The sequence below is a fragment of the Saccharothrix texasensis genome, from assembly GCF_003752005.1.
GTDB classification, from domain to species: Bacteria; Actinomycetota; Actinomycetes; order Mycobacteriales; family Pseudonocardiaceae; genus Actinosynnema; species Actinosynnema texasense.
In genome coordinates, this window is sequence record NZ_RJKM01000001.1 from 7,343,226 (window position 1) to 7,356,516 (window position 13,291).

A 13,291-nucleotide genomic window follows, 5' to 3' on the forward strand; every position below is an offset into this window, starting at 1 on the left:
GGCAGCGCCGGACGCACCCCGTCCCGCCCTCGCGCCACTGCCGGGACCGGTCCGACCGCCGGAGGATTCCACCCATGGGCGCAACCGCGGCGCTGTCCGCCACCGGCTTGGCCGTGGCCTCCGGCGAAGACGTCACCCGCACGGGCGTCGTGCGCAACGCCGGCGACCTGGTGGAGGAGTTCGCCGTGGACGTGGTCGTGCGGTTCGCGCCGCCGCGCGCCGCCGAGGTGGGCGCCGGCCGGGTGCCGCCCGGCGTGCGCGTCAGATCAGGCCCTCGCGCAACGCGAACGCCACCGCGTGCGCCCGGTTGCGCAGCTGGAACCGGTTGGTGATGTCGTGCAGGATGCTCTTGACGGTGCGCTGCGAGTAGCACAGCTTCTCGGCGATCTCGCGGGTCTCGAAGCCGTCCGCGATCAGCCGCAGCACCTCGGTCTCCCGGTCCGACATGCCCGTCATGCGCCAGCCGTGGGGGTCGAGCACGGTGCGCTGCACCCGCGACACCCGGTCGAGCAGCCGGCCGAGCAGGTCCGCCGGGAGCGCGCCGTGGCCCGCCGCGGTGGCCTTCACCAAGCGCACCAACGCCTCCGCCGTGGCGTCACCGCGGCGGATCACCGCGGACACGCCGCTGCTGACCACGGTGAGCAGCTCCTGGTCGGCGACGTCGCCCGCCACCAGCACGATGCCCGCGCCGCCCGGCGCCTGCAACCGGCGCAGCAGCGCCTGCGCCTCGCCGTCCAACCGGTCCAGCACGACCAGCGCCACGGGCGCCCGCTCGTCCGGCCCGACCAACCGGATCTCGGGCCGCGGCCGCAACGCCGCGGTCACGCCGGCCCTGGTGATGGCGTCCGTCGCGTGCAGGACGACCGCGATCTGCTGGTGCGCGTTCATCTCCGTGCTCCCGCCTCGTGCCCCCGGTGTGCCACCGCCATCGTGGCGGCCCTCCGCGTCCCGGCACTACGGGCGCACCGTCCCGACCTGTCCCGGGTCCTCGCCCAGACCGGCCCGCTCCGCCCGGGACACGGCCTGCGCGCGGTCGGCCACGTGCAGCTTGCGCAGGATGTTCGACACGTGGTTGCGCACCGTCTTCGGGCTGAGCACCAGCGACCGGGCGATCGCGGTGTTGCCCCGGCCGCCGGCCATCAGCCGCAGCACGTCCCGCTCCCGCGCGGTCAGCTCCGGGAACGCCTCCGCCCGCTCGCGCGGCGCGCTGCCGAAGTACGCCCGCAACCGCACCGCGATCGCCGGGCTGAAGATCGCCTCGCCCTCGCCGACGGATCGCACCGCGCGCACGACCTGTGTCGGCCGGGACGCCTTGAGCAGGTAGCCGAGCGCGCCCGCGCGCATCGCCGCGAACACCGACTCGTCGTCGTCGAACATGGTCAGCACCAGCACCTTGACGCCCGGGTCGCGCGCCACGATCCGGCGCGTCGCCTCCACCCCGCCCAGGTCCGGCATGTTGAGGTCCATCACCACCACGTCCGGGTGCAGCGCGGCGGCCATCGACACCGCCGTCCCGCCGCCGGACGCCTCGCCGACCACCAGGGTGTCGGGCGCGACGGCCAGGGCGGCGGCCAGGCCGTACCGGAAGAGCGGGTGGTCGTCCACGACCAGCACCCGCAGCGCCGGCACGCCGGCTCACGCCCCGCCCGCGAGCGGGAGCTCCGCGGCGATCCGGGTGCCGCCCGCGGCGGCGTGCTCCGCCCGCCAGGTGCCGCCGACCTCGCGGGCGCGGTCGCGCATCGAACCGAGGCCGACGCCGCCCCCTTGGTCCGGAACCAGGCCCACGCCGTCGTCCACCACCTCGACGTGCAGGCGGCCGTCGAACCTGAGCCGCACCGAGCAGTGCCGCGCGCCCGCGTGCCGCACCACGTTCGTCAACGCCTCGCAGACGATCCGGTACGCCGCCACCTGCACGCGCACCGGCAGGTCCGGCACGTCCGCGCACCGCACGTCCACCCGCACCGGGTGCCGGTCGGCCAGCGAGGCGACGTGCGCGCGCACCGCCCCGGCCAGGCCGAGCCGCGCCAGCACCGCCGGGCAGGAGCCCGATGCCAGGCGCCGGACGTCGTCGACCGCGCCGTGCGCCTCGTCCTCCAGCCGGGCCAGCAGCGGACCGACCGAGGCCGGGTCGTGGGCGGCGAGGTGCCGCGCCGCGCGCAGCCCCAGCGCGATCGCCGCCAGCGCCGGACCGAGGCCGTCGTGCAGGTCCCGCAGCAACCCGCGCCTCGCCTCGTCGGCGGCGTCGTCGGGAACGATGAACTCGCGGCGCATGGTCCCCTCCCCCGTGGGTGAGCACGCGGGCTGCCGCGTCGTGACGCCGGCCGCCTCGCCCGTATGGAGAGTCGCCGTGCCGTCACAGGCCGTTTCACCTCACGACGAGGTTCCCACTTTGGAGGGAATGACTGCGAAGAGTGTTGACGGATCGACGTATCACCGCGCCTCTTGCTCCCTCCATAGGGATATCGAGCACCTGGAGGGTGGAAATGGGCCAGACGAGTGGCCGGGCGGTCCTGCAGGTCCACCCGACCAGGCTGTGCAACCTGCGCTGCCTGCACTGCTACTCCAGCTCCGGCCCGGACGTCGCCGAGGCCATCCCCATCTCCGTGCTGTCGACCGTGGTGCGGGACGCGGCCGCGCTGGGCTACGACGTGCTGAACGTCTCCGGCGGTGAGCCGTTCCTCTACCCGGAACTGCCCGCGCTGCTGCGCGCCGCCCGCGAGGCCGGCATGCGGACCACCGTGACCACGAACGCGGTGGCGTTGACGCAGCGCCGCATCGGCCTGGTGCGCGGGCTGGTCGACCTGGTGGCCGTGTCGCTGGACGGCGACCGCGCCACGCACGACCGGATCCGCGACCAGGAGGGGTGCTACGAGAAGGCGCTGGCCGGCATCCGCAGGCTCACCGAAGCCGGCATCCCGGTCGGCGTGATCACCACGTTGACCCAGGGGAATGCGACCCAACTGGGTGATGTCGCGCTGGCCGCGGTCCAGTCGGGCGCCCTGCTGCTCCAGGTGCACCCGCTGGAACCCGAGGGCGCCGCGAACAGGTTGATGACCGGCGAACGCCCGGACGCCGTCGAGCTGGCGTACGCGGCGGTGGAGTTGGGTCGCATCGCGGAGGAGCACGGCGTGGCCGTCCAGCTGGACGCGGTGCCGCGCACCATGCTGACCCGCAAACCGGAGGCGTTCATGGCCGTGCCGGTGGACGACGCGCAACCCCTGGGCCGCTGGCTCACCCCGCTGGTGATCGAGGCGAACGGCGCGGCGGTGCCGGTGGCCTACGGCTTCGACCGCCGCTACGGCCTGGGCAACGTCCAGAGCCGGCCGCTGGCGGAACTGGCCCGCCACTGGGACGCCGGGCCGTTCCTCGCCCTGTGCCGCGCCACGTGGCAACGCCTGGTCGACGGCCGGACCGGGCCGCTGATCCCGTGGTACGGCCACCTGGTCCGCGCGTCGAGGACCCAACGCCCGGCCACCGCGGGCCGTTAGCGGGCGCCGGTCAGCGGGCCAGGAGCTCCGCCGCCTCCAGGGTGTTGATCACCCGGTCGGGGGTGACGCCGCACTCCTCGGCCCGCTCGCAGCCGAACGACAGCCAGTCCAGCTGCCCCGGCGCGTGCGCGTCGCTGTCGATCGCGAACGTGCACCCCAGCTCGACCGCCAGCCGCAGCAGCCTGCCGGGTGGGTCGCGGCGCTCCGGCCGCGAGTTGACCTCCACCGCGGTGCCGTGCTCGGCGCACGCCGAGAACACCGCCTCCGCGTCGAACGTCGACTCCGGCCGCCCCTTGCCGACCACCAGCCGTCCCGTGCAGTGCCCGAGCACGTCGACGTGCGGGTTGGCGGCGGCGGCCACCATCCGCCGCGTCATCTCCGGCGCCGCCATCCGCAGCTTCGAGTGCGCGCTGGCGACCACGAGGTCCAGCCGCGCCAGCAGCTCGGGCCGCTGGTCGAGCGAGCCGTCGTCCAGGATGTCGACCTCGATGCCGGTCAGGATCCGGAACGGCGCCAGCTCGGCGTTCAGCTCGGCCACCACGTCCAGCTGCTCCAGGAGCCGGTCGGCGGACAGCCCGTTGGCCACCGTGAGCCGGGGGGAGTGGTCGGTCAGCACCATCCACGAGTGCCCGAGGTCGCGCGCGGTCTCGGCCATCTCGCGGATCGGGCTGCCGCCGTCGGACCAGTCGGAGTGCGTGTGGCAGTCGCCCTTCAGCAGCGCCCGCAGCGCCTGCCCGCCCACCACCGGCTCGCGGAACCGGCTCAGGTAGGTCGGCTCGCGCCCGGCCGCGGCGTCCGCGATCACGCCGGCGGTGGCCTTCCCGATGCCGGGCAGGTCGGTCAGCGTGCCCGCCGCGACCCGGCGCGCCACCTCGCCGTCCGGCAACGCCGCCAGCACCTCGGCGGCCTTGCGGAAGGCCCGGACGCGGTACGTGGGTTCACCGGCGCGTTCGAGCTGGAACGCCACCTGTCGCAGTGCCCAGAGCGGATCCACACCCCATTGTCTACCCCGACCGGCGCGGTGGTGCGCGTCAACCTTCTCTCGACTTGGCGGCGTTGCCCGCGAAAACCTTGCGGGCGCACCTGCCCGGAACCGAGGATGTCCGCCATGTCCCCACGTGCCGGCACGGTCGGGTCGCGACGCAGGCCCAGCAAGGGCGACCTCACCTCGCAGGCGATCCTCGACACCGCCGAACGGCTGCTGCAAACCCGTTCCCTGGACGACATCGCGGTCGACGAGCTGGCCTCGGGCGCGGGCATCTCGCGGTCGACGTTCTACTTCCACTTCGCGTCGCGCGAAGCGGTGCTGCACGCGTTGTCGGGCGGCGTCCTCGACGCGCTCTACGAGGCGGCGTCGTCGTGGCTGCGGCGCGGCAGCGAACCGCCCGAGGACTCGATCCGGCGGGCGTTGGGCGCGAGCCTCGCGCTGTGGCGCAAGCACGGGCCGGTGCTGCGCGCGGCCGTGCGGGCGCGCGACACCGACCCGCTGATGCGCGAGTTCTGGACCGGTGTCGCCCGCCGGTTCGTCGAGGCGACCGCGTCCCGGATCGAGCTGGAGCGGGAAGCGGGCGTCGCGCCGCCGGGCCCGGACGCCAAGTCGCTGGCGGGGGTGCTGGTGGCGATGAACGAGCAGGCCTTCCTGAGCCGGTCGCGGTCCCGCCGGTCGGCGGCGCGGGACCGCGAGCTGGTCGACACCCTGACGTGCGTCTGGCTGCGCTCGGTCTACGGCCTCGGCGCCTAGGAGAACCAGACGCCGTTCGGCGCCTGCCGGTAGCCCAGGGAGCGGTAGACGGCGTCCACAAGGGACTGTCCGCGCGCGTTGACGCCCACACCCGGCCCCATCCGAGTCATCGCGTACCCGAACGACATCCGCGCGCCCGGGTCGGCGAACCCCAGCGAGCCGCCCATCCCGGAGTGCCCGAACGCGTCCTCCGACATCAGCGCGCCGCGCTCCACGGCGGGCAGGTGCAGGTTGCCGACGGCCTTCGCGAAGCCCAGCGAGAACCGGGTCGGCGCGAGCAGCATCTCGTCGAACCCGGCCGACACCACCCCCGACATGACCGGGACCTGGGCCTCGTCCACCAGCCGCACCCCGTTGTACTCGCCGCCCGACGCGAGCGGCCGGTACATCTGCGCCAGGCCGCGCGCGTTGCTCATCCCGCCGACCGAGCCGTACTGCGCCGCGTGCGCCGCCGGGGTGTCCGACGCGGCGACGTACCCGCCGGAGTTGCCCACCAGCAGCGCCTGCATCGACCCGGGCGTGCCCATCGCGGCCGCGTACACGCTCGGCAGCGCCCCGCCCCGCTCGGCCGGGATGGTCGGCGCGACCAGCGGCTCCAGGTCCTCGGGCAGCGCCAGCCAGAAGTCCAGCCCCAGCGGACCGGACACCTCCTTCTCGAAGAACTCGGCCAGCGGCAGACCGGACACCCGCCGGACCACCTCGCCGACCAGGTGCCCGAACGTCAACGCGTGGTAGCCGTGCCGCGTGCCGGGCGCCCAGAACGGCTCCTGCCGCGCCAGCAGGCCGGTCATCAGCTCCCAGTCGCCCATCCCGCCCGGCGGGACCGGCTCGCGCACCGCGGCCAACCCCGCCTGGTGCGCCAGCAGGTGCCGCACCAGCGCGTCCGCCTTGCCGTTCTGCCCGAACTCCGGCCAGTAGCGCACGACGGGCGCGTCCAGGTCCAGCTCGCCCCGTGACGCCAGCACGTGCGCGCACAACGCGGTCGCGCCCTTCGTGCAGGACCACACGTGCGTGATCGTGTCCTCCGTCCACGCCCGCCCACCCGCGTCGCCGCCCCACAGGTCGACCACGGTCTCGCCGTCGAGCGTCACGTGCACGCCACCGCCGACCTCGCCGCGCTCGGCGAAGTTGCGCTCGAACTCGGCGCGGACTTCGGCGAACCCGTCGGCGCAAGTCCCCTCGACCGTCATCGACCCTCCAGGTGCGGTTCCGTGTGCCGCCCATGCCACCACCGCGAGCGACCGCACGTGAGTAGGGATTCCTCAGTCGGTAGGGTGGTGGGCGCTCCGACGGCGGGAGGTCGCCTGTTGTCGTCTTTGGTCGGCCGGTCCTTCGTCGGCCGGGAGGCCGAGTTGGCGGCCGTGTTCGACGCGGTCGGGCGCGTGCCCGCGGCGGGGTTGGTGGCGGTCGTGGTGTCGGGCGAGCCCGGGATCGGGAAGTCCAGCCTGCTGGCCGAGGTGGGCCGCCGGCTGCGTGACCGGGGGTGCGCCGTCGCCGCCGCCGAGTCCGACGACGTCAGCAGGCGCATCCCGTACGCGGCGGTGGCCACGGCGCTGCGGTCGGTGGCCGGGGCGGGACCGGCGTCGGGCGGGGTGCGCGCGGCGCTGGAGGCGCTGGACCTGACGGCGGCGCCGGACGCGGCCTGGTTCGGGCGGTCGTGCGAGCTGGTCGCGCGGGCGCTGACCGGGCTCACCGCCGAACGGCCCGCCGCGCTCGTGCTGGACGACGTCGACCAGGTGGACGACGATTCGCTGGCCCTGCTCGCCGTGGTGCTGCGCCGGGTCGCGGCCGCGCCGCTGGCGCTGGTCACGGCGGTGCGCGAGCACCACCGCAACCCCGGCGTCGAGGAGCTGCTGGACCGGCTCGAACGGCACGCCGACGTGGTCCGGGTGCGGCTGGCCCCGCTGAGCGGCGGCGACGTGGCCCGGATCGTGGCGACCGTGCTGGGCACGCCGGTGGACGACGGCCTGGCCCACGAGGTGCACCAGCGGGCGGACGGCAACCCGTTCTTCGCGGTGGAGATCGCCCGGTCGCTGCGCGAGCTGGACCTGGTCGCGGTGGACGGCGACCGGGCCCGGCTCACCGTGTCGCCGTCGGCGATCCGGCTGACCAGGCGCGAGGCGGTGCTGCGGCGGGTCGCGCCGCTGGACCGGGACACCAGGGCCGTCGCCCGCGCCGTGTCGATCTTCCGGCGGGTGCGGCTGGACCAGATCGGACTGCTGGCACGCGTGTCGTCGCTGCCCGAGGAGACGGTGGTCGACGCGTTCGACGGGCTGCTGCGGGCGCACATCGTGGTGCGGGAGGAGGACCGGGGCTACCGGTTCTCGCACGCGCTGGTCGGCGAGGCGCTGTACCAGGAGATCGGGCCCGCGCAGCGCCGCCACCTGCACAGCCTGATCAGCGCCCGGCTGCTGGACGACCGGGCGCGCGGGCTGGCGGTCGACGAGATGGAGCTGGCCTGGCACCTGGCCGAGTCCGCGCCGCCGGGTGACCTGCGGGCGGTGCGGGTGATGGCGCAGGCCGCCGCGGCGAACCGCACGACCGCGCCGGAGACGGCCGCGGCGTTGTGCGCGCGGGCGTTGGAGCTGCTGCCGGTGGCCGCCCCGGAACGGGCCGGGTTGCTGGCCTCGCAGTGCCGGGCGTTGGCGCACGCGTCACGGCCCGGCGCGGCGATCGGGCCCGGCCTGGCGGCGTTGGCGGCGCTGCCGCCCGGCGCGGACCGGTCGCGGTGCGTGATGGTGGTGCTGACCAGCATGTTCCTGGTGGGCAGGTTCGCGGAGGCGCTGCGGCTCGCGGACGCGGAGCTGGCGGCCGGCGACGCACCGGCGGCGATGCACGCGCAGCGGGCGTTGTTGTTGGTGTTCACCGGGCGGCACGCGGAGGCGCTGGCCGCCGCCGAGCGGATCGAGGCCATGCCGTTGACGTCGGCCGCCGAGGGCGTGGTGGTGTTCGACCGGCTGGCGGTCCTCACGTCGATGCTGTTCCGGCACGACAAGACGGTCGACTACGCGAACCGGTCGTTGGCCTCGGCGGCCGGCCAGCCCGCGCTGGAGTTGCAGGCGCTGGCGGTGAGCGCGTCCACCGGGGCGCTGGCCGGCCTGGTGCACGACGCGTCGTGGCGGCTGCGCCGGGCCGAGGAGCTGCGGGAACGGGCGGGCGGGCACGCGTTCCGCGGCGAGCTGGAGATGGCGCGGGTGGCGCTGGACTGGTTCGGCGGCGCGTGGGACGCCTGCCTGGAGCGGGTGGGTCGGGCCGCGGCGGAGCTGGAGTCGCGGCAGGAGCTGCTGATGTTGGACGGGCTGCGCGCGATCGAGCTGGAGGTGCGCACCTGGCGGGGCGAGCTGGACGTGGCCGCGCGGCTGGCGGCGCTGGCCGCGCCGAGCAGCCCCAACATGTCCCGGCTGCACGCGCTGGCGATGGCCGGGTACCTGGCGGCGCGGGGTGACGCGGAGGGCGCGCGGACCGTGCTGGTGCGGGCGGTCGACGACGACGGGATGTCGGCGTACAGCTGCGCGTTGCTGGGCCGGTTGGTCGAGCTGGACCTCGCCGCCGGTCGGGTGGACGAGGCGCGGCGGGTGCTGGGGAGGCTGCGGGTGGTGGCGGCCGACCGGGTGGCGCCGTGGAGCCGGACCGCGGTGCGGCGGGCGATCGGCCTGGTCGAGCGGGACGGCGCGGTGCTGCGCGAGGCGGTGCGCGAAGCCGAGGTCGGCGGGCTGGTGTTCGAGAGGGCACGGGGACAGCTGGCGTTGGGGCAGGTGGACGGGTCGGCGGTGGAGGAGCTGCTCGAGGCCTACGCGGTGTTCCAGCGGGTCGGTGCGCACGGGTTGCGCCGGCAGGCCGGCGGGCGGCTGAAGGAGCTGGGCGCGAAGGTGCCGAGGGCGCGGGGGCGTGCGCCGGGGGTGCTGACGGCGGCGGAGGAGAACGTGGCGCGGCTGGTGCAGCAGGGGATGCGCAACCGGGACATCGCGGCGGCGCTGCACTACAGCCCGCGCACGATCGAGGTGTACCTGTCGCGGATCTACGCGAAGCTGCGGGTGTCGTCGCGGCTGGAGCTGGCGAGAGTCCTGGACGGGCGTTCTTAGTTGTTGTGGAAGCCGGACTTACCCGGTGGTAACCCGGGCGGGTCGGATGGGTGGCGTGGCGGGTCCGGTTGAGGAGGCGTATGCGCACCGCGTTCACGACATGTCCGCTGTGCGAGGCGACCTGCGGGCTGGAGCTGACGATCGAGGACGATCGGATCACGGCTGTCCGGGGTGACCGGCAGGACGGGTTCAGCGGCGGGTTCCTGTGCCCGAAGGGCGCCTCGTTGGGCGCGTTGGACGCCGACCCGGACCGGCTGAGCGGGCCGCTCGCCCGTCGGGGCGGGTCGTTCGAGCCGGTGTCGTGGGGTGAGGCGTTCGCCCTGGTCGACGAGCGGCTGAGCGCGATCATCGGCGAGCACGGCCGGGACGCGGTGGCGATGTACCTGGGCAACCCCACGGTGCACTCGCTGGCCGGCGGGCTGTACGCGGGCGGCCTGCGCAAGGCGCTGGGGTCGCGCAACTTCTTCACCGCCGCCACCGTCGACCAGATGCCGAAGCACGTGTCGTCCGGGCTGCTCTTCGGCGGGATCTACTCGATCCCGGTGCCGGACATCGACCGGACGGACTTCCTGCTGCTGCTGGGCGCGGACCCGTTCTCCTCCAACGGCAGCCTCTGGACGGTGCCGGACGCGCCGGGACGGCTGAAGGCGTTGCGCCGGCGCGGCGGGGCGTTCGTGGTGGTCGACCCTCGCCGCAGCCGCACGGCGGCGGCGGCCGACCGGCACCTGCCGATCGTGCCCGGCACGGACGTGTTCCTGCTGCTGGCGATGGTGAACGAGCTGTTCGCCGCGTCGCTGGTCGACCTGAAGGCGCTCGCGCCGCACGTGACCGGCGTGGAGGGGGTGCGGGAGCTCAGCCTGCCGTTCACGCCCGAGGCGGTGGCGTCGCGCTGCGGCATCGGCGCCGAGGAGATCCGGGCGTTGACGCACCGGCTCGCGTCCGCGTCCCGGGCGGCGGTGTACGGGCGGATCGGCACGACGGCGGTCGAGTTCGGCACGGTGGCCAGCTGGCTGGTGGACGTGCTGAACGTCCTGACCGGGAACCTCGACCGACCCGGTGGGGCGATGTTCCCGATGCCCGCGCACATGAAGCGGGGCACCGGCACCGGCAAGGGGTTCACCACGGGCCGGTGGCGCAGCCGGGTGCGCGGGTTGCCCGAGGTGGCGGGGGAGCTGCCCGTGGTCACGCTGGCCGACGAGATCGAGACGCCCGGCGCCGGGCAGGTGCGGGCGCTGGTCACGGTCGCGGGCAACCCGGCGCTGTCGGTGCCGAACTCGGCCCGGCTGGACGCGGCCTTGTCCACTTTGGACTTCATGGTGTCGGTCGACCCGTACCTCAACGAGACGACGCGGCACGCCGACGTCATCCTGCCGCCACCGCCGCCCAGCCGGCGCGCCCACTACGACCTGGCGTTCCTGTCGTTCACGGTGCGCAACGTGGCGAAGTACTCGCCCGCGCCGGTGCCGCTCGGCCCGGACGAGCGGGACGAGGGCGAGATCCTGCTGCGGTTGACCGGCATCCTGGCCGGTCTCGGGGCGGACGCCGACCTCGACGCGCTGGCGGGCCTGTCGGGCGGGTCGCCGCACACCCGCGAGGAACGCCTGCTGGACGCGCGGCTGCGGGCCGGGGCGTACGGGCTGTCCGTGGACGACCTCGTCGCCCGGCCGCACGGCGTCGACCTCGGCCCGCTGACGAGCCGGGTCCCGGAGGTCCTGCGCACGCCGTCCGGGCGGATCGAGCTGTGCCCCGAGCCGATCGTGGCCGACGTGCCGCGCGTGTCGGCGGCGTTGCGGGCGCCCGTCGACGGGTTGGTCCTGGTCGGGCGGCGGCACCTGCGGTCGAACAACTCGTGGCTGCACAACGTGCCCGCGCTGGTGAAGGGCAAGCAGCTGTGCACGCTGGTGGTCAACCCGGACGACGCCGCGCGGCTGGGGCTCGAGGACGGCGGCCTGGCGCGGGTGACGTCACGGGTCGGCGAGGTCGAGGCGACCGTGGAGGTCAGCGCCGACCTGGCCGCCGGGGTGGTCAGCCTGCCGCACGGCTGGGGTCACGACCGGCCCGGCACGCGACTGGCCACCGCGCGCGCCCACCCCGGCGTCAACGTCAACCTGCTCACCGACGACCTGGCCGTGGACCCGCTGTCCGGCACCGCGGTGCTCAACGGCGTCCACGTGCGCGTCACCCCTTCCGCAGCCCAGTGAGGAGCACCGCCATGCCCGTGACCACGGCGCGCGTCATCGCCGACCTGCCCTTCGTGGCCGCCCAGGCGCACGACGACCGGGTGGCGTGGCGCCACCCGCGGGACGGGCAGTGGCACGACCTGACGTTCACCGACGTCGCCGAGTGGGTCATGGAGCTGGCGTCCGGGCTGGTGCACCTGGGCGTCGAGCCGGGCGACCGGGTGTGCGTGCTGGCGGACACCAGGGTCGAGTGGTCGGCGGTGGAGCTGGCGGTGCTCGCGGCGGGCGGCATCGTGGTGCCGATCTACCCGTCGAGCGCGGCGGAGGAGTGCGCGTGGATCATCGGCGACTCGGGCGCGGTGCTCGTGGTCGCGGAGGACGACGCGCAGCGGGACAAGGTCGAGTCGATCCGCTCGCGGGTGCCCGCGCTGCGGGACGTGGTCGTGATCGAGGGCGGCGGGCTGGACGAGCTGCGGTCCCAGGGGCGCACGTCGCCGTTGCCGGGCGAGCTGGACGACCGCCGGGCCGCGATCGACCCCGACGACCCGACCGTGATCATCTACACCTCGGGCACCACGGGGCCGCCCAAGGGCTGCGTGCTGACCAACCGGAACTGGCTGACCATGTGCCGGCTCAGCGAGGAGCTGTCGTACGTCCTGCCGGACGACGTGGCGTACCTGTTCCTGCCGCTGGCGCACGTGTTCGCGCAGATCGTGCACCTGGGCGCGCTCTACACCGGCCACACGGTCGCGTTCTACGGCGGCGACACGTCGAAGGTGGTGGCGGAGCTGGCGCAGGTGCGGCCGACGTTCCTGCCGTCCGTGCCCCGGATCTTCGAGAAGATCTACACCGCCGCCACGGCCGGTGTGCCGGAGGAGCAGGTGCGGCAGGCCGTGCAGGTGGGCCTGGCGGTGCGCAGGTCGCAGGCCGCGGGCCGGCCGCTGACGCCCGAGCTGTCGGCCGCGTTCGACCGGGTGGATCCGGTGTTCGCCAAGGTCCGGGCGATCTTCGGCGGCCGGCTGCGGCAGGCGTTGTCCGGCGCGGCGCCCATCTCGGTGGAGGTGCTGGAGTTCTTCACCGCCGCCGGGGTGCCCGTGCTGGAGGGCTACGGCATGAGCGAGTCCACGGGCGTCGGCACGGTGAACACGGTGGCACGGCACAAGCTCGGCTCGGTCGGCACGTTCGGGATGGCGGGCCTGCAGCTCAAGGTGGCCGAGGACGGCGAGCTGCTGATGCAGGGGCCGCACGTGTTCGCGGGCTACTGGAACAACCCCGCCGCGACCGCCGAGGTGCTGACCGACGGCTGGCTGCACACGGGCGACCTGGGCGAGGTCGACGACGACGGCTTCGTGACGATCACGGGCCGCAAGAAGGACATCATCATCACCGCCGGCGGCAAGAACATCGCGCCCGCGAACGTCGAGAACCAGCTCCGCCAGTCGCGCTGGATCTCGCACGCCGTGGTGTACGGCGACCTCAAGCCGTACCTGGTCGCGTTGATCACCCTGGACGGGGACGAGATCGTGCCGTGGGCGAAGGCTCGGGGCCTGCCGACCGACCTGCCCGCCCTGGCCCGCACGCCCGAGGTGCGGGCTCTGGTGCAGGAGGTGGTGGACGAGGCGAACTCCCACTTCGCCCCCGTCTCGCAGATCAAGCGCTTCACCGTCCTGGACCGCGACCTGAGCCAGGACGACGGGGAGCTGACCCCGACGTTGAAGGTCAAGCGGAAGGTCGTGCACTCCACCCACGCCGCCCTCTACGACGGGCTGTACCGCTGACCAGAGTTGCAAAGAGGGCTTT

At 74.5% G+C, this 13,291-nt stretch carries 10 protein-coding genes; 5 read left to right on the plus strand and 5 right to left on the minus strand.

Features of this window, described 5'->3' with window-relative positions; translation table 11 throughout:
• Positions 1 to 261: 261 nt before the first annotated feature.
• The 3 genes from EDD40_RS32970 to EDD40_RS32980 all read right to left on the minus strand — a co-directional run bounded on the left by EDD40_RS32970 (position 262) and on the right by EDD40_RS32980 (position 2,271).
• The gene (locus tag EDD40_RS32970) at positions 262 to 888 is read right to left on the minus strand and encodes a helix-turn-helix transcriptional regulator (RefSeq protein WP_123746385.1); all 627 of its coding nucleotides are present in this window, start codon (positions 886 to 888) and stop codon (positions 262 to 264) included.
• Positions 889 to 954: 66 nt separating this feature from the next.
• Positions 955 to 1,629 (minus strand): response regulator, encoded by a 675-nt coding sequence (locus tag EDD40_RS32975; protein ID WP_123746386.1) that lies wholly within the window; start codon positions 1,627 to 1,629, stop codon positions 955 to 957.
• A gap of 6 nt (positions 1,630 to 1,635) precedes the next feature.
• Positions 1,636 to 2,271 carry a sensor histidine kinase gene (locus tag EDD40_RS32980; protein ID WP_123746387.1) on the minus strand — a complete coding sequence of 212 codons (636 nt, stop codon included), beginning with the start codon at positions 2,269 to 2,271 and terminating at the stop codon, positions 1,636 to 1,638.
• A gap of 212 nt (positions 2,272 to 2,483) precedes the next feature.
• Here EDD40_RS32980 and EDD40_RS32985 point away from each other — a divergent pair, with 212 nt between their 5' ends.
• Positions 2,484 to 3,488, plus strand: coding sequence for a radical SAM protein (locus tag EDD40_RS32985; protein ID WP_123746388.1), 1,005 nt, complete (start codon positions 2,484 to 2,486; stop codon positions 3,486 to 3,488).
• A 10-nt stretch (positions 3,489 to 3,498) separates the two neighbouring features.
• On the opposite strand, the gene EDD40_RS32990 is transcribed toward EDD40_RS32985, so the two are convergent.
• Positions 3,499 to 4,482 carry a PHP domain-containing protein gene (locus EDD40_RS32990; RefSeq protein WP_123746389.1) on the minus strand — a complete coding sequence of 328 codons (984 nt, stop codon included), beginning with the start codon at positions 4,480 to 4,482 and terminating at the stop codon, positions 3,499 to 3,501.
• Positions 4,483 to 4,596: 114 nt separating this feature from the next.
• On the opposite strand from EDD40_RS32990, the gene EDD40_RS42045 reads away from it, so the two are divergent.
• Positions 4,597 to 5,229, plus strand: coding sequence for a TetR/AcrR family transcriptional regulator (locus tag EDD40_RS42045; RefSeq protein ID WP_170185275.1), 633 nt, complete (start codon positions 4,597 to 4,599; stop codon positions 5,227 to 5,229).
• Here the strand turns inward: EDD40_RS42045 and EDD40_RS33000 are convergent.
• The gene (locus tag EDD40_RS33000) at positions 5,226 to 6,419 is read right to left on the minus strand and encodes a serine hydrolase domain-containing protein (protein ID WP_123748462.1); all 1,194 of its coding nucleotides are present in this window, start codon (positions 6,417 to 6,419) and stop codon (positions 5,226 to 5,228) included. The two genes, EDD40_RS42045 and EDD40_RS33000, sit on opposite strands and share 4 nt — an antisense overlap.
• Before the next feature lie 117 nt (positions 6,420 to 6,536).
• Here EDD40_RS33000 and EDD40_RS33005 point away from each other — a divergent pair, with 117 nt between their 5' ends.
• From EDD40_RS33005 to EDD40_RS33015, 3 genes are all read left to right on the plus strand, one after another.
• Positions 6,537 to 9,311, plus strand: coding sequence for an ATP-binding protein (locus tag EDD40_RS33005; protein WP_170185276.1), 2,775 nt, complete (start codon positions 6,537 to 6,539; stop codon positions 9,309 to 9,311).
• An 80-nt stretch (positions 9,312 to 9,391) separates the two neighbouring features.
• The gene (locus tag EDD40_RS33010) at positions 9,392 to 11,512 is read left to right on the plus strand and encodes a molybdopterin oxidoreductase family protein (protein ID WP_123746391.1); all 2,121 of its coding nucleotides are present in this window, start codon (positions 9,392 to 9,394) and stop codon (positions 11,510 to 11,512) included.
• An 11-nt stretch (positions 11,513 to 11,523) separates the two neighbouring features.
• Positions 11,524 to 13,269: an AMP-dependent synthetase/ligase gene (locus tag EDD40_RS33015; protein ID WP_123746392.1), complete on the plus strand. Its 1,746-nt coding sequence runs from the start codon at positions 11,524 to 11,526 to the stop codon at positions 13,267 to 13,269.
• Positions 13,270 to 13,291 lie beyond the last annotated feature (22 nt).